This is a genomic window from Streptomyces sp. DI166 (assembly GCF_900091315.1).
Classification (GTDB): Bacteria; Actinomycetota; Actinomycetes; order Streptomycetales; family Streptomycetaceae; genus Streptomyces; species Streptomyces fuscus.
In genome coordinates this window covers 19101-38504 of sequence record NZ_FLSP01000019.1, presented here as the reverse complement: position 1 = coordinate 38504, position 19404 = coordinate 19101, and the positions used below count along the sequence as shown (strand labels likewise).

The window sequence follows — 19404 nt, the reverse complement described above, 5'->3', positions numbered from 1 at the left end:
GGCGCCCCCGCCCGTCCACCATCCGGGCGTCCTCTTCACACGTCCGCACCCCCAGCATCACAACTCACCACCACAGCAACGCCGCAGCAGGGAGCTGTTTTCCATGAGCGCCGAGACTCCTGCCGTACCCGGCCGTGATGAGCACTACCTCCGGGTCATGAGGCGGAACTTCCGCGCCTGGCGGGGCGCGAGGCCCTTCTGGGCCGGTCTGTTCGTCATGCTCGGCGGACTCCCGATCGCCTACTTCCCGTACGCGAACCTCCAGATCGGTCATCTGACCCTGGCGATGTCGACGACCGCGGGCGCCGGCTCCCTGATCATCGGTGTGCTGCTGATGGTGCTCGGCGTCAGCCTCTGGTTCCAGAAGCACGTGCGCGTCTTCGCGGGCGTCGCGGCGATTCTGCTGGCGCTGGTGTCCATTCCCGTCTCCAATCTGGGCGGCTTCCTGATCGGCTTCCTGTTCGCCCTCGTGGGCGGCGCGATGGCCGTCGCATGGGCGCCCGGGGTGCCGCAGCAGCCGCAGCAGGCGGAGGAGAGCGCGGACCAGCAGGAGGCCGCCCCCGAGGGCGAACTCCCGGCCGAGCAGGACGCGGTGGACGAGCCGAACGATCTGTCAGGAACGAGCCCGGCGAACGGGGCGAACGGGAGGCACAGTGCCGGCTGACGAGGTGACCCACGGGACTGACGTGGACACGTCCCGTGCGAGAACCGGGCCGCGGCATGCGGCTCCCAAGAAGCCGCTGTTCACCAGGTTCCACATGCCGGCCGGCAAGGCGATAGCCCTGGCCGCGATGCCGACGGCGGTCCTCATGGGGATGGGGTTCACGCCGACGCTCGCCAACGCCGAGGACCAGCCGGCCGCCAAGAGCCTCACGGCCGACGAGTACAAGGACTGCGTGCTCGCCCTGGAGGGCGAGGCCGAGGAGTCCGCGTCCCCGTCGCCGTCCGCGAGCGAGAGCGAGTCCCCCGCCGAGGACGAGTCGGCGGAGCCGACCCCGACCGAGACGGCCGGGACCGGCACGGACGGTTCCTCTTCGTCGGATTCAGGTTCCGACGACAAGGACGAGCCCGAGCCGACCCCGTCCGCGAGCAAGACCCCCGAGCCGCAGTCCGGCGGCGGCGAGGCCACCCCGGCCACGCCCACGCCGACCCCCACCGAGTCGGACCCCAATCTGCTGGAGCAGATCGGCGGTGCGCTGGAGGACATCTTCACGCCCGGCAAGGACGACGAGGAGACCGCGAGCCCCACGCCGTCGGCCACCCCGTCCGCCACGCAGTCGCCGAGCGCCGACGAGGACAAGCCCGAAGAGCCGGTGAAGGAGACCGCCGAGAAGGTCACCGACACCGCCAAGGACACCGTCAAGGACGCGGCGAAGGACACCACCGACGCGGCTGCCGAGGCGGCCGACGACGCCGCCGAGGCGGTCGAGGAGGCGGCCGACGAGGCCACCGCCACGCCCAGCCCGTCGGCGACCGAGAGCGTCGACCCGGAGGACTGCCCGGCCGCCACGGACGCGGAGGGCGGTGTCGACAACACGGTGCCGGTGCCCGACGACCCGTGGTACCTGAACGCCAGCTCGCTGCTGCTCAAGGGCGCCGACTACAAGGGCATCGTCAAGGTCCGTACGGCGAACGGCAGCACCAAGGAAGTGCTGAAGTACGTCATATCCGACGGCACCGACATCGGCGACCTGCACCAGACGGTGAAGGACCCGCAGACCGGCAAGACGTACCACGTGCAGGCGGGCAAGGGCACCACGTCCACCATCCGCGACGGCAAGACGATCATGTACACCGAGTCCATCTCGGGCAATCTGCTGGGGCTGATCCCGGTGACGTTCAGCCCGGAGAACCCGCCGCCGCTGAACATCCCGCTGATCTACTTCACCAAGGTGAAGGTCGTCCAGGCCGCCCAGTTCGGCGGCACCCTGCACGTCCCCGGCCTGCACCAGTTCGTCACCGACTGAGGCGGCCCGCGTCCCGCCCGTTCGGGAGCCGCACCACGCGCTGAGGGCGCCCCCTGATCCAGGGGGCGCCCTCAGCGCCGTACTCAAGACCCTTCGTGGGGCCGTCAGTTGTGCTGGTCGCCGCCCAGGTGGTGGACGCGGACCATGTTGGTGGTGCCGGGGACGCCGGGCGGGGAGCCGGCCGTGATGATCAGGACGTCGCCCTGGTTGAACCGGCCCAGCTTGGTGACCTCGCCGTCGACCAGGTCGACCATCTCGTCGGTGCTGTTGACGAACGGCACGACGTGCGACTCCACACCCCAGCTGAGGGTCAGCTGGTTGCGGGTGGACTCGTCGGTGGTGAAGGCCAGGATCGGCTGGGAGGCGCGGTAGCGGCACAGCCGGCGGGCGGTGTCACCGGACTTGGTGAAGGCGACCAGGCCCTTGCCGCCGAGGAAGTCGGCGATCTCGCAGGCCGCGCGGGCGACCGAACCGCCCTGCGTGCGCGGCTTCTTGCCCGGCACCAGCGGCTGCAGGCCCTTGGCGAGCAGCTCCTGCTCGGCCGCCTGGACGATCTTCGACATCGTCTTGACGGTCTCGATCGGGTACGCGCCCACGCTGGACTCGGCGGAGAGCATGACCGCGTCGGCGCCGTCCAGGATCGCGTTGGCCACGTCGGAGGCCTCGGCGCGGGTCGGACGGGAGTTGGTGATCATCGACTCCATCATCTGGGTCGCCACGATCACCGGCTTGGCGTTGCGGCGGCACAGCTCGATGAGCCGCTTCTGCACCATGGGGACCTTTTCGAGGGGGTACTCGACGGCCAGGTCACCACGGGCGACCATGACACCGTCGAACGCCATCACGACGTCCTCCATGTTCGCCACCGCCTGCGGCTTCTCCACCTTGGCGATGACCGGGACGCGGCGGCCGACCTCGTCCATGACCTTGTGCACGTCCTGCACGTCGTTGGCGTCCCGCACGAAGGACAGCGCGACCATGTCGCAGCCCATGCGCAGCGCGAACCGCAGGTCCTCGACGTCCTTCTCGGACAGCGCGGGCACGTTCACGGCCGCGCCGGGCAGGTTGATGCCCTTGTGGTCGGAGACGACACCGCCCTCGATGACGATCGTCCTGACCCGGGGGCCCTCGACATCCAGGACCTTCAGCTCGACGTTGCCGTCGTTGATGAGGATCTGGTCGCCGCGCGAGACGTCGCCGGGCAGGCCCTTGTAGGTGGTCCCGCAGATCTGCTTGTCACCGGGGACGTCCTCGGTGGTGATGACGAACTCGTCGCCACGCTCCAGCTCCACCGGACCCTCGGCGAAGGTCTCCAGACGGATCTTGGGGCCCTGGAGGTCGGCGAGCACACCGATGGCCCTGCCGGTCTCGGCGGCGGCGGCCCGGACCCGGTCGTACCGGCCCTGGTGCTCTTCGTGCGAGCCGTGGCTGAAGTTGAAGCGGGCCACATTCATGCCCGCCTCGATCAACGCGACGAGCTGTTCATGGGAGTCGACCGCGGGGCCGAGAGTACAGACGATTTTCGAACGGCGCATGGGGCGATCCTATCGGTTTGTTTCGCTGCGGAATATTCCGTCTGGCGGAAAATACAAAAGGGCGGGATGCCGCTCAGGTGAGAATGTCCGAGCCCTTTACCAGCGCGTACGTCTGCGTCGCGATCTCCAGTTCCTCGTCGGTCGGTACCACCGCCACGGCCACCCTCGCGGACGGCGGCGAGATCAGCCGCGGCTCGTCGCTCCGTACGGCGTTCAGCTCGTCGTCCACCGCGAGGCCCAGCTCCGCCAGGCCGGCCACGGCAGCTTCCCGCACCGCGCTCGCGTTTTCCCCGACTCCCGCTGTGAAGGCCACCGCGTCCACCCGGCCGAGCACCGCGTAATAGGCGCCGATGTACTTCCTCAACCGGTGAATGTATATGTCGAAGGCGAGTTGCGCCGATTCGTCACCCTCCTCGATCCGGCGCCGGATCTCCCGCATGTCGTTGTCCCCGCACAGCCCGATCAGCCCGCTCTTCTTGTTGAGCAGATTGTCGATCTCGTCGGCGGACATTCCCCCGACCCGCATCAAGTGGAAGATCACCGCCGGGTCCAGGTCCCCGGAACGGGTCCCCATCACCAGCCCCTCCAGCGGGGTCAGCCCCATGGACGTGTCCACGCACCGCCCGCCGCGCACCGCCGAGGCCGAGGCGCCGTTGCCGAGGTGCAGCACGATCACGTTCACCTCCTCCGGCGCCTTCCCCAGCAGCTTCGCCGTGGCGCGGGAGACGTAGGCGTGCGAGGTGCCATGGAAGCCGTAGCGGCGGATGCGGTGCGCGTCGGCCGTCTCCACGTCGATCGCGTAGCGGGCCGCAGACTCCGGCATCGTGGTGTGGAAGGCGGTGTCGAAAACGGCGACCTGCGGCAGGTCCGGGCGCAGCGCCTGCGCGGTGCGGATGCCGGTGAGGTTCGCCGGGTTGTGCAGCGGGGCGACCGGGATCAGCCGTTCGATCTCGGCGAGCACGGTGTCGTCGATGACCGTCGGCTCGGTGAAGTGCTTGCCGCCGTGCACCACCCGGTGCCCGATCGCGGCGAGCTCCGGGGAGTCCAGGCCCAGCCCGTCCCGGGACAGCTCCTGGGCCACCGCCTTCAGCGCGGCGTCGTGATCGGATATCGCCCCGGACCACTCCCGGGTCTCCCCGTCGGCCGGGCTGTGCTTCACACGCGAGGTCTCCTCGCCGATCCGCTCGACGAGGCCCTGCGCGAGCCGCCGGCTGTCGCTCATGTCGAGCAGCTGGTACTTCACCGACGAGGAGCCGGAGTTCAGGACGAGGACACGGGACGAGGTCACAGCTGGGACGCCTTCTCGACGGGGGACTGGGCCTGGATCGCCGTGATGGCGACGGTGTTGACGATGTCCTGCACCAGCGCGCCGCGGGACAGGTCGTTGACGGGCTTGCGCAGACCCTGCAGCACCGGGCCGACGGCGATGGCGCCGGCCGAGCGCTGCACGGCCTTGTAGGTGTTGTTGCCGGTGTTCAGGTCCGGGAAGATCAGCACCGTCGCCTGCCCCGCGACCTCGGAACCGGGCAGCTTGGTCGCGGCCACCGACGGCTCCACCGCGGCGTCGTACTGGATCGGGCCCTCGATCTTCAGGTCGGGCCTGCGCAGCCGCACCAGCTCCGTCGCCTCGCGCACCTTGTCCACGTCGGCGCCCGTACCGGAGGTACCGGTGGAGTACGACAGCATCGCGATCCGCGGCTCCACGCCGAACTGCGCGGCCGTCGTCGCCGACTGGACGGCGATGTCCGCCAGTTGCTCGGCGTCCGGGTCGGGGTTGACCGCGCAGTCGCCGTAGACGAGCACCCGGTCGGCGAGGCACATGAAGAAGACGCTGCTGACGATGGAGGCTCCCGGCTTGGTCTTGATGATCTCGAAGCCGGGGCGGATGGTGGCCGCGGTGGAGTGCACCGCGCCCGACACCATGCCGTCGGCGAGACCCTCCTCGACCATCAGCGTGCCGAAGTAGTTCACGTCCGAGACCACGTCGTACGCCAGCTCCACCGTCACGCCCCGGTGGGCGCGCAGGGCGGCGTACTTCTCGGCGAAGGAGTCGCGCAGTTCGCTGGTGGCCGGGTCGATCAGCTGGGAGTCGCCGAGGTCGATGCCGAGGTCGGCGGCCTTCTTGCGGATCTGGTCCACCGGGCCGAGCAGGGTCAGTTCGCACACCCCGCGGCGCAGCAGCACCTCGGCGGCGTGCAGCACCCGCGGCTCGGTGCCCTCGGGGAGCACCACGCGCCTGAGGTCGGAGCGGGCCTGCTCGAGCAGCTTGTGCTCGAACATCATCGGGGTGATCCGGTCGCTGCTCGGCGCGCTCACCCGCTTGATCAGGTCCCCGGTGTCGACGTACCGCTCGAACAGGCCGAGCGCGGTCTCCGCCTTGCGCGGGGTGGCCGCGTTCAGCTTGCCCTCCAGGGAGAACAGCTGCTCGGCGGTGGGGAAGCTGTTGCCGGGCACCGAGAGCACCGGGGTGCCGGGGGCGAGGCGGCCGGCCAGGGTGAGGATGTCCTCGCCCGGCACCTCGTTCAGGGTGAGCAGCACCCCGGCGATCGGCGGGGTCCCGGCGCTGTGCGCGGCGAGCGCGCCGACCACCAGGTCGGCCCGGTCCCCTGGGGTGACGACCAGACAGCCCGGGGTCAGGGCGCTGAGGAAGTTCGGCAGCATCGCTCCGCCGAAGACGAAGTCCAGCGCGTCCCGGGCCAGCCCCGAGTCGTCGCCGAGCACCACCTTCGCGTCGAGGGCGGTGGCGACCTGCGCGACCGTCGGCGCGGCCAGCGCGGGTTCGTCGGGCAGCACGTAACAGGGGACCGGCAGCCGGCCGGAGAGCCGCTCGGCGATCGCGTCCCGGTCCTCCCGGGCCACCCGGTTGGTCACCATGGCGAGCACGTCGCAGCCGAGGCCGTCGTAGGCGCGGTAGGCGTTGCGGGTCTCGGCCAGCACCGATTCGGCGGTCTGCCTGCGGCCGCCGACGACGGGTATGACGGAGGCGCCGAACTCGTTGGCCAGGCGGGCGTTGAGGGACAGCTCCTCCGGGAACTGGGTGTCGGCGTAGTCCGTGCCGAGGACGAGGACCACGTCGTAGTCCCGGGCCACCCGGTGGAAGCGGTCGACGAGGGTGGAGACCAGTTCGTCGGTGCCCTGCTCGGCCTGGAGGGCGGAGGCCGCGTGGTAGTCGAGGCCGTAGACCGTCGCCGGGTCCTGGGTCAGCCGGTAGCGGGACCGCAGCAGGTCGAAGAGACGGTCCGGCCCTTCGTGCACCAGGGGACGGAAGACGCCCACCCGGTCGACCTGGCGGGTCAGGAGCTCCATCACCCCCAGTTCGACGACCTGGCGACCGTCCCCGCGGTCGATCCCCGTCACGTACACGCTGCGCGTCACGCGTGCTCTCCCCTTCGTCCAACGACCGAAGCCGGGTGGCCTGCACCGTCGGGTGGCATGCACCGTCGGGTGTCATAAAAATCGCCCACCGAGGTGAGCAGAACCCTCTTGACAATACCTCCGCCGGTAGCTAAGGCGCCCGTCAGTCCGAGGGTGCGGCATCGCCCTCCCGGACGTGAAACAATCGGACTGGCTCACCGGTGGTATCAACAGCGAGCAGGAGACACAGCACGATGCGTATCGGAGTTCTCACCGCAGGCGGCGACTGCCCCGGCCTGAACGCAGTGATCCGGTCGGTCGTGCACCGGGCCGTCACGACGTACGGCGACGAGGTCATCGGCTTCGAGGACGGCTACTCCGGCCTCCTGGACGGCCACTACCGCTCGCTGGACCTCAACGCCGTCAGCGGCATCCTGGCCCGCGGCGGGACCATCCTGGGCTCCTCCCGGCTGGAGCGCGACCGGCTTCGCGAGGCCTGCGAGAACGCCTCCGACATGATCCGCGACTTCGGTATCGACGCGCTGATCCCGATCGGCGGCGAGGGCACGCTGACGGCGGCCCGGATGCTGTCCGACGCCGGTCTGCCCGTGGTCGGCGTCCCGAAGACCATCGACAACGACATCTCCTCCACCGACCGCACCTTCGGCTTCGACACCGCGGTCGGTGTCGCCACCGAGGCGATGGACCGCCTGAAGACCACCGCCGAGTCCCACCAGCGGGTGATGGTCGTCGAGGTCATGGGCCGTCACGCGGGCTGGATCGCCCTGGAGTCCGGCATGGCGGCCGGCGCCCACGGCATCTGTCTGCCCGAGCGTCCGTTCGACCCGGCCGACCTGGTGAAGATGGTCGAGGAGCGCTTCGCGCGCGGCAAGAAGTTCGCCGTGATCTGCGTCGCCGAGGGCGCCCACCCGGCCGACGGCACCATGGACTACGGCAAGGGCGAGATCGACAAGTTCGGCCACGAGCGCTTCCAGGGCATCGGTACGGCCCTGGCGTACGAGCTGGAGCGGCGGCTCGGCAAGGAGGCCAAGCCGGTCATCCTCGGCCACGTCCAGCGCGGCGGTGTGCCGACCGCGTACGACCGTGTCCTCGCCACCCGCTTCGGCTGGCACGCCGTGGAGGCCGCGCACCGGGGCGAGTTCGGCAAGATGACCGCCCTGCGCGGCACGGACATCGTGATGGTGCCGCTGGCGGAGGCGGTCACCGAGCTGAAGACGGTCCCGAAGGACCGGATGGACGAGGCGGAGTCGGTCTTCTAGACCGCCTGTATCGCCGTATGTACCGGGGGCGGTTCAGATCGCCCCCGGCGCCCGGTCGCTGACCCTGGTCCAGAAGTGGTCGACGATCCGGTCCAGGAACTCCCGGCCCGCCGCGCTGGTGCCGCCCTCGCTGCCCCAGCTGAGGGTGGCCACCATCTGGCCGTGGTACTCCCGGTGCAGTTCCTGCAGCGCGTCCTCCACCAGCCGCCGGTCCAGCGGCACCAGCTTGCCGACCGGGCGCGCGTACGCCTGCCAGCGCGTCGTCACCGCGCTGCGCAGCAGATCGGCGAGCCTGGCGTCCCGCCCGGTGACGGTGACCAGGTCGGGCAGCCGCAGTCCGAGCAGTTCGGCGAGGGCGGCGGACTGCCGCTCGGTGCCGCGCCAGTCGTCGCCCTCCTCCATCCGCAGGTACGCCTGCAACTCGTGCCCCACGGCACGCGCGACATCCTCCGGCGCCAGCCCGCGGGCCATGCGGTGCTCGCGCAGGGTCCTGGGCCGGCCGAGGAGTTCACCGGGCGAGCACCACAACACGCCGGCGAGAGCGGTGAGTTCGGGGTTGCTGGGGACGGCGACCCCGCGTTCCCAGGCGGTGACGAGGTCCGGGGTGACGTAGGGCAGGCCGTAGGAGACCCGCATGCCGTAGGCGACGTGCTCGGGGCCCATGCTGAGGGCGGCGCGCAGGCGGCGGACGGCGGGGGCGTTGAACGGGGGAGTCGGCGGGCTGGGGCGGTTCGGCTGAGCAGGGGGTCGGCGCACTTGCCTCAAGCTAGGGGCGCGCGGGAGTGGTGACTACGGTCTGTTCGGCCAGGATCACGGATTGTAGGAACGTACGGTTCCGGCCGTTCGGGAGGCGTGGCCGAAGATCGCCGGTGGGGTTGGGGGCGCATGCGAGTGCTCTGCGCGCCGGGGCGTTCGCGCGGGGGCGCGAGGCTGGGGCGCGGGGTCGAACGGCAAGCTCAGTGGGCATATTCGCGGATGCTTGCGGGCGCCGGACCTCCGGTGCTTGCCCATGACCGGTTCCGTCGGGGCGGTTGGTGCTTCGTCCGGGTGATCGGACGTCGAAGACGAGTGCGCCGTAGGCGGTGCGCGGATCGGCGTGGACGGCGCGGCGCAAACCGTGCGGTCCGCCGTCCCGCAGTGGCCTACTTCCGGGCCCGCGCCGCCCGCTCCCGACCTGTCAGCAGCATCAGCAGATCGGCGATGGGGGCGCGGATCTCCTCGCCCTCGCCCCGGGTCCACTCGATGTCTGTCGCCACCAGCTTCTTCCGGGGCAGGGGCCAGGGGCGGGGCGGGAAGCGCATGGTCCAGACGCGGTCGGCCGCGTCGCGGGCCGCAGCCGGGGGCATCTCGCGGTGGCGGCCGAGGGGCAGGGCGATGTCCTGGCCGTGGACCAGAATGTCCAGCAGGGGCTCCCGGGGTGTGGTCATGGGGGCCAGCCGGCGGGAGCCGACGATGCCGCGCAGATCGGCGACGATCTCTTCGGTCGGTTTCGCCGCCGCGCGCACCGCGGTGTCGTGGATCAGGCGGTCCATGTTCCCCCGGGCGCGCACCATGTCGCGCACCAGGTCGCCGTAGGAGAAGCGCGGCGCCAGGGTCAGATGGGCCGCGACATCCCGTACCCGCCAGTCGCCGCAGGCGGTCGGGGTCTCCCACTCGGGCGGGGTGAGCCCGTCCAGGAGGTCGGCGAGCGTCCGGCGCTGCTCGTCGACGATCCGCCAGCGCTCGTCCGTGCCCAGGACGACGGTCACAGGAATCACCACCCACTCAAGTGGTAAGCTTCTCTGACCAAATTAGTCAGAGAGACTGACCAATGTCAAGGTGCGTTCGAGGGGGCGTCGTCCGTGGTCGTCGAGAGCGAGCCGAGCACCGGCGTTCTGCTGTTCCTGCCCTACCGGGCCCTGGAGGACCGGGTCTTCGCCGCCCTCGCCGAGGCCGGATTCGACGACTTCACCCCGGCCCAGGCCCGGGTCATGCAGCGCGTCGGACCCGAGGGCACCCGGCTCACCGAGCTGGCCGAGCAGGCGCAGATCACCAAGCAGACGGCCGGTTTCCTGGTCGACCAGCTGGAGAGGGCCGGGTACGTACGGCGCGAGCCGGACCCCACCGACGGGCGGGCCCGGCTGGTGTGCCTCGCGGACAAGGCGCTGGCGGCGAAGGAGGTCGCCGACTCCGTGGTCGCCGAGGTGGAGCGGGAGTGGGAGGAGCACCTGGGCAGGCGGCGGATGAAGCAGCTCCGCGAGGCGCTCACCCTGCTCCGGGAGATCACCGACCCCTGGGGCCCCGGACAACAGGAAACCCCGAGCGGTCAGGCAGGCGGGGGAAGCGCCTAACCGCTCGGGGCTTTCGGGGAGGCGGGTCCTGGTGGTCAGGACCGGGACCCGCCGGGTCCTGGATCTTGTCCGGTCTGTGCCTCGGACCGTCTTTGTCCTCGGCGCCCTTGGCCTACGCCTTGGCGAGTTCCTTCTCGCCGCCCTGCTCCGGCACCTCCGCCGGGGCCGCCTCCTCGGATTCGTGCCCGTCGTCGAGGAGCGTCTTCTCGTCGAAGGGCAGGTGTCCGGCGAGCACCTGGTCGACCCGGCCGCGGTCGATCTCCTTGGTCCAGGTGCCGATCAGCACCGTGGCCACCGCGTTGCCCGCGAAGTTCGTCAGGGCGCGGGCCTCGCTCATGAACCGGTCGATGCCGACGATCAGGCCGATACCGTCCACCAGCGCGGGCTTGTGGGACTGCAGACCGCCCGCCAGGGTGGCGAGCCCGGCGCCGGTGACACCCGCCGCGCCCTTCGAGGCGACCAGCAGGAACAGCAGCAGCGGGATCTGCTCGCCGATCGACATCGGCGTACCCATGGCGTCGGCGATGAACAGGGACGCCATGGTCATGTAGATCATGGTGCCGTCGAGGTTGAAGGAGTAGCCGGTCGGGACCGTGATGCCGACGACGGGCTTGCTGACGCCCAGGTGCTCCATCTTCGCGATGAGCCGCGGCAGCGCGGACTCGGAGGAGGAGGTGGACAGGATCAGCAGGAACTCCCGGCCCAGGTACTTGAAGAGCGTGAAGATGTTCAGGCCCGCGACCACCCGCAGCAGGACGCCGAGCACGATGAACACGAACAGCACACAGGTGGTGTAGAAGCCGAGCATCAGTACCGCGAGGCTCTTCAGGGCGTCCACGCCGGCCGAGCCGGTGACCGCGGCGATGGCACCGAAGGCGCCGATCGGGGCGGCCCACATCACCATGGCGAGGATGCGGAAGACAAGGCGCTGGATGTGCTCGACACCGCGCAGGATCGGCTGCCCGGCGCTGCCCATGGCCTGCAGTGCGAACCCGGCGAGCAGGGCGATGAGCAGGGTCTGGAGCACCTCGCCCGCGGTGAACGCGGACACGATCGTGGTCGGGATGATGCCGAGCAGGAACTCGGTGGTGTCCTTGGCCTCCGCGTCGACCTGGGCCTGTCCGACCTCCTTGACGGCGTCGGTCACCGCGAGGCTGGAGCCCGGGTCCAGGATGTTGCCGACGACCAGGCCGATACCGAGGGCCACCAGCGACATGACCAGGAAGTAACCCAGCGCGATACCGCCGACGGCGCCCACCTTGGCGGCTTTTCGCACCGAGCCGATGCCCAGCACGATCGTGCAGAAGATGATCGGCGAGATCATCATCTTGATCAGGTTCACGAAGCCCGTACCGATCGGCTTCAGCTCCACCGCGAAGTCCGGCGCGATCAGCCCGACGGCGATGCCGAGGGCGACCGCGACGATCACCGCGATGTACAGATAGTGCGTGCGGTCCCGTTTGGCAGCGGGTGCCGTCCTGGGGGTACTGGCGGCCACGGTCGCCCTCCTTGACGTCGTCGTCGGCATCACCGGCGTGCGGCTCACGCCCGGGGGTTTTGAGGAATGCCGTGACTATCTCCCGGCGTGTGAGGGCGGTCACCCTTACGTTCATTTAGTTCGCGCTTACGTCGGGACACCCACCGACGACATGCGCATACGTCCCGATGCACACTGACGACATGCGCATCCCCGTCCCCCGCCCCCGCAGCCTGGCCGGCCAGCTGTTCGCCATGCAGGCCGTGCTGATCGCGGTGCTCGTGACCGGATACGCGCTGTTCAGCTACGTCAGCGACCAGAACCAGGCCGAGGAGGCGGCGGGCCGCCAGGCACTGGCCGTGGCCCGCTCGATAGCCGACTCGCCCTCCGTACGGCAGGCCATCCGCACCGACAACCCGTCCTCCTCGCTCCAGCCGTACGCCGTGCATGTGCAGCAGGACACCGGGGTCGACTTCGTCACGATCATGAACCCGCGGGGCATCCGCTGGACCCACCCGAACCCCGACGAGATCGGCCAGCGGTTCATCGGCCATATCGACCCCGCCCTTCAGGGCCGCTCCTTCACCGAGACCTACACCGGCACCCTCGGCCCGTCCGTCCGCGCCGTCACCCCGATCTGGGACGGCGGGCGGATCGTCGGCCTGGTCAGCGCGGGCATCAAAGTGGAGGAGATCAGCAAGCGGGTGCGGGACGAGCTGGCCGCACTGCTCGGGGTCGCGGGCGGCGCGCTGGCGCTGGGCGCCGTGGGCACGTACGTGATCAACGCCCGGCTGCGGCGGCACACCCACGGCATGAACGCGGCCGAGCTGAGCCGGATGCACGACTACCACCAGGCCGCGCTGCACGCGGTGCGCGAGGGACTGCTCATGCTGGACGGGCAGTTCCGGGTGGCGCTGATCAACGATGGCGGCCGGGAACTGCTCGGCGTCTCCGAGGAGGCGGTCGGCACCTCGGTCGCCGAGCTCGGGCTGCCGCCGTCGCTCACCGGCGCGCTGCTGTCCTCGGAGCCGAGGGTGGACGAGGTGCATCTGACGGCGGACCGGGTGCTGGTGGTGAACACCTCGCCGGTCTCCGGCGGCGAGCGCCGCGGCGCCGTGGTCACCCTGCGCGATGTGACGGAACTCCAGTCCCTGATGGGCGAACTGGACTCCGAGCGCGGCTTCACCCAGGCGCTGCGCTCCCAGGCGCACGAGGCCGCCAACCGGCTGCACACCGTGGTCTCGCTGATCGAGCTGGGGCGCGCCGAGGAGGCCGTGGAGTTCGCCACCGCCGAACTGGAGCTGGCCCAGGCGCTGACCGACCAGGTCGTGGCGGCGGTCAGCGAACCGGTGCTGGCGGCGCTGCTGCTGGGCAAGACGGCGCAGGCCAACGAGCGGGGCGTGGAGCTGGTGGTGTCCGCGGACAGCCGCCTCGACGACGGGCTGCTGCCGGTGTCGCTGCCCGCCCGGGACCTGGTGACCATCCTCGGGAACCTGATCGACAACGCGGTGGACGCGGCGCAGGGCAGCATCCGGGCGCGGGTCACGGTGACCGCGTACACGGAAGGGTCCGAGCTGGTGCTGAAAGTCTCGGACACCGGCGCCGGGGTGGACCCGGAGCACGCCGAGGCGGTCTTCGAGCGGGGCTTCTCCACCAAGCCCGCCGCGGGTCCCGGCGGCCGGGGCCTCGGGCTCGCACTGGTCCGGCAGGCGGTGGGACGCCACGAGGGCACCCTGACGGTGACCGACGCCGCCGGGGGCGGGGCCGAGTTCGAAGTGCGGCTGCCCCTGGGCGCCGTACCGGCCGGTGAGGGCGTAGTTTCTGGGGGCGCAGTCTCTGGAGGCGACGTATGAGCACCGACACACCGATCCGGGTCCTGGTTGTGGAGGACGACCCGGTCGCCGCCGATGCCCACGTCATGTACGTCAACCGGGTCCCCGGATTCGTCGCGGTCGGCAAGGTGCACACGGGCGCGGAGGCCCGCCGGGCGCTGGACCGCACCCCGGTGGACCTGCTCCTGCTCGACCTCCACCTCCCCGACGTACACGGCCTCCAACTCGCCCGCTCGCTCAGGGCGTTGGGACACCACACGGACGTGATAGCGGTGACCTCGGCACGCGATTTGGCGGTGGTCCGGGAGGGGGTCTCGCTGGGTGTGGTCCAGTACGTCCTCAAGCCGTTCACCTTCGCGACCCTGCGTGACCGTCTCGTCCGGTACGCCGAGTTCCACGCGGCGGCGGGCGAGGCCAGCGGCCAGGACGAGGTCGACCGCGCTCTGGCGACCCTGCGCGCCCCCAGCCCGGCCGCCCTCCCGAAAGGCCTGAGCGCCCCCACCCTGGAGCGGGTCACGGTGGCACTGCGGGACTCCGCGGAGGGCCTGACGGCGACCGGCGTCGCGGAGGCGGTGGGCATCTCCCGCATCACGGCCCGCCGCTACCTGGAGCACCTGGTGGACGCGGGCCGCGCGGCCCGCAGCCCCCAGTACGGGACGGTGGGGCGGCCGGAGCTCCAGTACCGATGGGTGACGGGCCCTAGCTGAACGGCAGCGCGTAGCGGACGACCTGGGCGCCGAGCCCGAGCAGCGCCAGCGCCTCGAACACCGACACGACGACCAGCCCCGCGGAGGTCTGCCCGGCGCCCCAGTAGACGGCGAGTCCGGCGAGCGGGACGACGCAGAAGGCGAGCAGGTCGACAGCGCACTGCACGATCTTCCGGGACTGCCGCCGCGCGTCGGTGCGATGCGCGGTCTCCCAGCGGAAAGCGCCCTCGGCCCCGGAGAGCTGGGTCAGCCGGGGCCCCAGGTCCTCACGGACGTACTTCCCGATCGCGGAGATCTTCTCGTCGTTGACCAGGTAGGTCCAGCCGAGGACCACACACACCGGCGGGACGGCGAGCAGCATCGCGGACTGCCCGGCCTGCGCCGAGGCCGCGATCACGGCGGCGACGACGGTGAGCGTGACGTAGAGGAGATTGTCTCGGAACCCGATCCGGGTCTTCTGCTCGTCCTTGACGGTCTGGTACTCGGCGAGGAGCAGCTGACCAATCGTCACATCCGGCTCCGCCATGTACTTTTCCTCCCCCGGTGACGGTTCCTGGCAGTACCTTAAACGCGTGCCGCAGACTTCACCCCTCGTCGTCGTCCTGACCGCACTGCCCGTCGAGTACGACGCCGTGCGGGCCCATCTCGGCGACGGATCCGAGGAGTTGGTCCACGACGACGGCACCCGCGTGGAGTGCGGGCGGCTCGCGGGCACCGACTGGCGGCTGGCGGTCGCCGAGTTGGGCGAGGGCTCGATGAACGCGGCCGCGCTGACCACGCAGATCCTGGGCTGGCTGCGCCCGGAGGCGGTGCTGTTCGTGGGGGTCGCGGGCTCGCTGAAGGAGGACGTGGCCATCGGCGACGTGGTGATCGGCACGAAGGTGTACGCCGTGCAGGGCGGCAAGGTGACCCCGGACGGCTTCCACGCCCGCCCGGAGGTGTGGCACGGCTCGAACCGCCTGGTGCAGGCCGCGCGCTCGGCGCTGCGCGGGCTGGACGGCGTACGGGGCCATCTGAAGCCGATCGCCTGCGGTGACGTCGTCCTGACGGACCAGGAGTCGGCCTTCGCCGAGTTCGTCCGCCGCCACTACAACGACTCCAACGCCATCGAGATGGAGGGCGCGGGCGCGGTCCACGCGGCGCACGTCAGCGGGCAGGTGGACGCGTTGGTGATCCGTGGCATCAGCGACGCGGCCGATCCCGACAAGTCCGCCGCGGACAAGGGCGGTTCGCAGGAGCGGGCGGCGGCGCGTGCGGCGGAGGTCGCGGTGGCGGTGCTGCGCAAGCACCGGCCGCGAGGCAGTTCCGCCGCTGCCTCCACCGACCGGGAGGGCGCTCGCTACGGCGGCGACCACATCGATTTCCGGGGCGGCGTCTTCAACGGCCCCGTCGTCGGCAAGCGGGTCGAGCGGAACGGGTAGGGGTCCGGGATGCTTGGTCTCCAAGAAGACACCGGCAGACGGGGCCGGTCAGCGGGCCGTCAGGCCTTCGGCCAAGTGACCCGCTGAGCCTCGGGGGTGACGGTGGCCTCGAAGCGCTCCAGGGAGGGAGAACCGTCGGCCCGCCAGCGCAGCACGTGGTCCTCGACCATGTCCCACAGCGGGACGGGCCCGCCCTGGCGGACGGCCCAGCGCTCGCCGTCCCTGGCGAGAGTCGCCCACGCGCCGGCCTCGACATCGACCAGGACGTGCTGAGTGGCACCCGCCAGTGCCAGGCTGATGTGCTGGGCGCGCGGGGCGGCCAACTGCGCCACGAACCGTGCATCCCAGTCGTCCAGGACGTCCGGGCCGAGCCGGGCCTCCCGCTCGGTTCCGGATTCGAGGTCGGGGAGCATGCCGAGCGATGGGGGCAGCTGTGGTCGGGCGAGCATGAAGGAGATCTGTCCGCCGAGGAATCCGCCGTGTGCCACGCCGTCGCCGTCGACGGTCAGCCGGGCCAGCTCCGACGCGTACAGCCATCCGCACACCGTGGCGAGGACGACCCCGCCCGGTGCGGTCTGTTCGATCCAGGCGTGCGGTACCTCCAGGACGCCGCAGGTGGCGATCAACCGGTCGTACGGTGCACCGTCCTTGTGCCCGGCGAGGCCGTCACCGACGACCAGCTGGGGAAAGTAGCCGCAGGACCCCAAAGCAACACTGGCGCGGCGGGACACTTCGACGTCCACCTCCACCGATGTGACCAGCTCGTCTCCAAGCCGGTGGCACAGCAGCCCGGTCGAGTAGCCGGTGCCCGTGCCGATCTCCAGCACCCGGCTGGCTTCCTCGACCCGGAGTTCCTCCAGCATCCGCACCACCAGGCTCGGCAGGGTGCTGGACGACGTGGGGGCGCGCAGAATCTCACCGAGGATGTCACCGGGCATCACGGTTCCGGCGATCTGGGTGACGAGCGACTCGTCCGCGTAGCAGCGTTCCAGCCAGTCGGCCCTGTCGGGCAGGACCGGCCGCCATGCGGTCGGCGCTGAGCCTTCGACCTGCTCGAAGAAGCCGCTGCGCAGGAACTCATGGCGAGGCACGGCTTCGACAGCCGTGCGCCACGACGCGGTGCGCAGGAAGCCGCCTTCTGCGAGGCGGTCGGCCAGCGCCCGGCGCAGGGCTGTGGAGTCCATGAGGGTCATCGGCAGCGTTTCCTTTCGAGAAGGTCTGCCGTGGCGGCGAGCATGGGCAGTCCGGTCTCGGGTTCGAGCCAGTACCACTGGCCGGACGGGTTGCACTCCAGGAACCACCATTGCCCCTGCCGGTCGATGGCGAAGTCGAAAGCACCGAAGACGAGACCGAAGTGGGCCAGGTATGCGTGCAGGGCTTCGGCGATGCCGGGCGGCGGGGTGACAACGGAGTAGTGCAGGCGGCTGTAGTCGGTGCGCCAGTCCAGCAGGCCGGAGTCGATGCGAACGGGGAACACCCGGTCCCCAATGACGGTCACCCGGACGTCCGCGGTCTTCTCGATCCGTCGCTGGAACAGGTGAGCCGTGCCCAATGCGGTCTCGCCGATTTCCTCAGCCGTCACGTCGGCGACTTCCACCGTGCAGGACACGCCGTCGATGCGGTACAGCGGCGCCGACAGCGGCTTGTAGATCACGGGGGCGTACTGCTTGATGAACGCCCGTGCCACATCCGCGTCCGCGGTGATGAGCGTTGGCGGGAAGCGCAGGCCCACGGCCGCGGCTGCGGCCAGGCCGGAGGGTTTGAACTCTGCGTCCCCGATGCGGTGGGGATGGTTGACGTACAGGCAGCCAGGGAGCGAGGCGAGTACGCCGCCGAGCCCGTAACGGGCCTGGGTGAGGGCGAACCGTGCGTCCTGCTTGTCCAGGTGCGGGAAGGCGAAGCCGGAAGGCCGCCGGTAGTACAGGGACCGGACCTGTGCCAGGTCGGCGGTCCGCGACGGCGTGGACAACGTGCCCTCCACGCCGTTCGACGTGATCGTGGCCGCGACCGACAGGGCGTGGGGGAAATCCCCCGAGTCGAACCGCACGACTGGGACACCCCGGTCGTGCAGCTCAGTGATCACCACGTCGGCCGTGGGGTCGTCCAGGTTGGTGACGACCAGCACCGGACCGGCATCGCTCACTGGTCGGTGTCGTTCCCGGTGTCCTGGTCACCGCCGCCGCCACCACCGCCGGGGCCAGCGCCATCGGACGGGTTGCCGGTGTTGGTCGCCGGATTCGTTCCAGTGCTGGTGCCGTGCTTCCCCATCTCCAGCACACGGCCGTCCGCGTCGAAGTAGTGCGTCGTCTGGGTGGTCGGCTCGATCTCGGCACGGGCGTAGCCCGGCGCCATCGTCGGGTATGGGGCCATGCGCCGCACGCCCCAGGGGGGCGGGGTGACCGCGTCGGACGGCAGAGGTGTCCCGGTCGGGAGCCGGTCGGAGTGAGCGAACAAGGGCTTTCCTCTCTTCCTCGGTTGTGTGCTGACCCGTCCCCCGGGGAGCTTGCGGTCTCCCGGCGGGACGGGCGTTCGAGGGGTGCGACCCTGACCCTGCGGTCGCCGTGGGGCCCCTGACGCCGGGGCAGGGCGACCGGTCAGCGGCCGGTGCAGCGGACCGTGTTGACGCAGCAATCGTGAACGCGGCCGGAGTACGTCGAGCCTCGTAGTCGTCGTACAGGGGCCGGCAGCGAGTGGCCAAGTCTGCGCGCGTGCGCCGGGTGCAGTGCTGCCCGTCCAGCCGACGCCTCCGCCACCCGACGACGCTCCGCCGCGTTCACCGAGGCATGTCCTTGCGCGCGGCATCCCATTCTTGACGCAGCGTCTCCGCCTCCGGGCACAGTTCCGGCGTACCGACCGCGCGGCCGATCCAGTCCAGCTCGGGCCTGCACGTCCGGCAGGCCGCGCAGTGATCCATGAATCGCCGGTACGCCGTACCTGCACGACCGGTCAGCACCTGGCCCAGCCGGGCCGTCACGCTCCTCACGCCGTCTCTCCCTGCTCCTCACCGAGGCGGGGCCCGAAAGCGTCCGCGATGGCGGCGCGCAGGACGTCAGGATCAGTGAGCCAGCCGCCGTCGCCGGGGCACATCCGCCAGTACGGGCCCGGCCCCTCCGCGCGCCTCGGCGGCGGGATCGTGATGCTGGCCCCGGCACCGAGGGCGCGGGTGTTCTCCACATCCCACTCGGCGGCGGTGCCAACGCGGACGAACAAGTAGAGGACGCTCCTGTCCTGGACGACGGCGCCGCAGCGGGCACCGAGGATGGCCATGGCGGAGAGACCGACGCTGCGAGGCACGCGGATCGCATCCCAGTAGTGCCCGGCGTCGTGCAAGGCAGGGCCGGTGGCGGACGGTAAGCGGGTGGTCTGCATCGACAAGCGAGGCTCCTCGGGCGCCCGGAGTGATCAGGTGCCGACAAGAATGGCCCCTGAAGAGACCGCTTCCAAGGACTTGGACAGGTCTCTTCCCTGCCGGAAAGAGGACTTTTTCTGCTCCTGGTGGGT

Annotated in this window: 19 protein-coding genes; 7 read left to right on the top strand and 12 right to left on the bottom strand. The window is 70.6% G+C overall.

Features of this window, described 5'->3' with window-relative positions; all coding sequences use genetic code 11:
- The first annotated feature begins 103 nt into the window (after window positions 1-103).
- Both GA0115233_RS12175 and GA0115233_RS12170 read left to right on the top strand, forming a co-directional pair.
- Window positions 104-664, top strand: a complete 561-nt coding sequence (locus GA0115233_RS12175; RefSeq protein ID WP_093720198.1) for a DUF6114 domain-containing protein — start codon at window positions 104-106, stop codon at window positions 662-664.
- A complete protein-coding gene (locus GA0115233_RS12170; protein ID WP_093720197.1) occupies window positions 654-1967 on the top strand; it encodes a hypothetical protein in 1314 nt (437 codons plus the stop codon). The genes GA0115233_RS12175 and GA0115233_RS12170 overlap by 11 nt, the downstream gene beginning before the upstream one ends.
- A 104-nt stretch (window positions 1968-2071) precedes the next feature.
- Here GA0115233_RS12170 and pyk read toward each other — a convergent pair whose 3' ends face one another.
- The 3 genes from pyk to pta all read right to left on the bottom strand — a co-directional run bounded on the left by pyk (window position 2072) and on the right by pta (window position 6877).
- Window positions 2072-3502: a pyruvate kinase gene (pyk, locus tag GA0115233_RS12165; protein ID WP_093720196.1), complete on the bottom strand. Its 1431-nt coding sequence runs from the start codon at window positions 3500-3502 to the stop codon at window positions 2072-2074.
- A 73-nt stretch (window positions 3503-3575) separates the two neighbouring features.
- Window positions 3576-4790: an acetate kinase gene (locus GA0115233_RS12160; RefSeq protein WP_093720195.1), complete on the bottom strand. Its 1215-nt coding sequence runs from the start codon at window positions 4788-4790 to the stop codon at window positions 3576-3578.
- Entirely contained in the window at window positions 4787-6877 is a 2091-nt protein-coding gene (gene pta / locus GA0115233_RS12155; protein WP_093720194.1) for a phosphate acetyltransferase, read from the bottom strand. The genes GA0115233_RS12160 and pta overlap by 4 nt, the downstream gene beginning before the upstream one ends.
- 233 nt (window positions 6878-7110) lie before the next feature.
- Here pta and GA0115233_RS12150 point away from each other — a divergent pair, with 233 nt between their 5' ends.
- On the top strand, window positions 7111-8136 hold the full coding sequence (locus GA0115233_RS12150; RefSeq protein WP_093720193.1) for an ATP-dependent 6-phosphofructokinase: 1026 nt from the start codon (window positions 7111-7113) through the stop codon (window positions 8134-8136).
- Window positions 8137-8169: 33 nt separating this feature from the next.
- Here GA0115233_RS12150 and GA0115233_RS12145 read toward each other — a convergent pair whose 3' ends face one another.
- Together GA0115233_RS12145 and GA0115233_RS12140 are read right to left on the bottom strand one after the other, a co-directional pair.
- Window positions 8170-8901, bottom strand: coding sequence for a helix-turn-helix transcriptional regulator (locus GA0115233_RS12145; RefSeq protein WP_093720192.1), 732 nt, complete (start codon window positions 8899-8901; stop codon window positions 8170-8172).
- A gap of 377 nt (window positions 8902-9278) precedes the next feature.
- On the bottom strand, window positions 9279-9893 hold the full coding sequence (locus tag GA0115233_RS12140) for a maleylpyruvate isomerase family mycothiol-dependent enzyme (protein ID WP_093720191.1): 615 nt from the start codon (window positions 9891-9893) through the stop codon (window positions 9279-9281).
- Between the two features lie 84 nt (window positions 9894-9977).
- Between GA0115233_RS12140 and GA0115233_RS12135 the strand changes: the two genes are divergently transcribed.
- The gene (locus GA0115233_RS12135) at window positions 9978-10466 is read left to right on the top strand and encodes a MarR family winged helix-turn-helix transcriptional regulator (RefSeq protein WP_093720190.1); all 489 of its coding nucleotides are present in this window, start codon (window positions 9978-9980) and stop codon (window positions 10464-10466) included.
- A 112-nt stretch (window positions 10467-10578) separates the two neighbouring features.
- On the opposite strand, the gene GA0115233_RS12130 is transcribed toward GA0115233_RS12135, so the two are convergent.
- Window positions 10579-11994: a cation:dicarboxylate symporter family transporter gene (locus GA0115233_RS12130; RefSeq protein ID WP_093720265.1), complete on the bottom strand. Its 1416-nt coding sequence runs from the start codon at window positions 11992-11994 to the stop codon at window positions 10579-10581.
- Window positions 11995-12146: 152 nt separating this feature from the next.
- Here GA0115233_RS12130 and GA0115233_RS12125 point away from each other — a divergent pair, with 152 nt between their 5' ends.
- Window positions 12147-13796, top strand: coding sequence for an ATP-binding protein (locus GA0115233_RS12125; protein ID WP_093720264.1), 1650 nt, complete (start codon window positions 12147-12149; stop codon window positions 13794-13796).
- A complete protein-coding gene (locus GA0115233_RS12120; protein WP_093720189.1) occupies window positions 13793-14482 on the top strand; it encodes a response regulator in 690 nt (229 codons plus the stop codon). Before GA0115233_RS12125 ends, GA0115233_RS12120 begins: the two co-directional genes overlap by 4 nt.
- Here the strand turns inward: GA0115233_RS12120 and GA0115233_RS12115 are convergent.
- Window positions 14475-15008 (bottom strand): hypothetical protein, encoded by a 534-nt coding sequence (locus GA0115233_RS12115; RefSeq protein WP_093720188.1) that lies wholly within the window; start codon window positions 15006-15008, stop codon window positions 14475-14477. The genes GA0115233_RS12120 and GA0115233_RS12115 overlap by 8 nt on opposite strands.
- A 46-nt stretch (window positions 15009-15054) precedes the next feature.
- Between GA0115233_RS12115 and GA0115233_RS12110 the strand changes: the two genes are divergently transcribed.
- The gene (locus tag GA0115233_RS12110; protein WP_093720263.1) at window positions 15055-15903 is read left to right on the top strand and encodes a 5'-methylthioadenosine/S-adenosylhomocysteine nucleosidase; all 849 of its coding nucleotides are present in this window, start codon (window positions 15055-15057) and stop codon (window positions 15901-15903) included.
- A gap of 59 nt (window positions 15904-15962) precedes the next feature.
- Here GA0115233_RS12110 and tgmC read toward each other — a convergent pair whose 3' ends face one another.
- From tgmC to GA0115233_RS12085, 5 genes are all read right to left on the bottom strand, one after another.
- Window positions 15963-17096, bottom strand: coding sequence for an ATP-grasp peptide maturase system methyltransferase (tgmC, locus tag GA0115233_RS12105; RefSeq protein WP_093720187.1), 1134 nt, complete (start codon window positions 17094-17096; stop codon window positions 15963-15965).
- Window positions 17093-18046: an ATP-grasp ribosomal peptide maturase gene (gene tgmB, locus GA0115233_RS12100; RefSeq protein ID WP_176711748.1), complete on the bottom strand. Its 954-nt coding sequence runs from the start codon at window positions 18044-18046 to the stop codon at window positions 17093-17095. Before tgmB ends, tgmC begins: the two co-directional genes overlap by 4 nt.
- Window positions 18043-18357 (bottom strand): putative ATP-grasp-modified RiPP, encoded by a 315-nt coding sequence (gene tgmA / locus GA0115233_RS12095; protein WP_093720186.1) that lies wholly within the window; start codon window positions 18355-18357, stop codon window positions 18043-18045. Before tgmA ends, tgmB begins: the two co-directional genes overlap by 4 nt.
- A 319-nt stretch (window positions 18358-18676) precedes the next feature.
- The gene (locus tag GA0115233_RS12090) at window positions 18677-18886 is read right to left on the bottom strand and encodes a hypothetical protein (protein ID WP_093720185.1); all 210 of its coding nucleotides are present in this window, start codon (window positions 18884-18886) and stop codon (window positions 18677-18679) included.
- Window positions 18883-19272: a hypothetical protein gene (locus GA0115233_RS12085; protein ID WP_093720184.1), complete on the bottom strand. Its 390-nt coding sequence runs from the start codon at window positions 19270-19272 to the stop codon at window positions 18883-18885. Before GA0115233_RS12085 ends, GA0115233_RS12090 begins: the two co-directional genes overlap by 4 nt.
- Window positions 19273-19404 lie beyond the last annotated feature (132 nt).

Bases quoted from the DNA above. Each gene is read 5' to 3' on its own strand.
- GA0115233_RS12175 (WP_093720198.1), top strand. From the start codon at position 104: ATGAGCGCCGAGACTCCTGCCGTACCCGGCCGTGATGAGCACTACCTC.
- pyk (WP_093720196.1), bottom strand. From the start codon at position 3,502: ATGCGCCGTTCGAAAATCGTCTGTACTCTCGGCCCCGCGGTCGACTCC.
- GA0115233_RS12150 (WP_093720193.1), top strand. From the start codon at position 7,111: ATGCGTATCGGAGTTCTCACCGCAGGCGGCGACTGCCCCGGCCTGAAC.
- GA0115233_RS12130 (WP_093720265.1), bottom strand. From the start codon at position 11,994: ATGCCGACGACGACGTCAAGGAGGGCGACCGTGGCCGCCAGTACCCCC.
- GA0115233_RS12125 (WP_093720264.1), top strand. From the start codon at position 12,147: ATGCGCATCCCCGTCCCCCGCCCCCGCAGCCTGGCCGGCCAGCTGTTC.
- GA0115233_RS12120 (WP_093720189.1), top strand. From the start codon at position 13,793: ATGAGCACCGACACACCGATCCGGGTCCTGGTTGTGGAGGACGACCCG.
- GA0115233_RS12115 (WP_093720188.1), bottom strand. From the start codon at position 15,008: ATGGCGGAGCCGGATGTGACGATTGGTCAGCTGCTCCTCGCCGAGTAC.
- tgmC (WP_093720187.1), bottom strand. From the start codon at position 17,096: ATGACCCTCATGGACTCCACAGCCCTGCGCCGGGCGCTGGCCGACCGC.
- GA0115233_RS12085 (WP_093720184.1), bottom strand. From the start codon at position 19,272: ATGCAGACCACCCGCTTACCGTCCGCCACCGGCCCTGCCTTGCACGAC.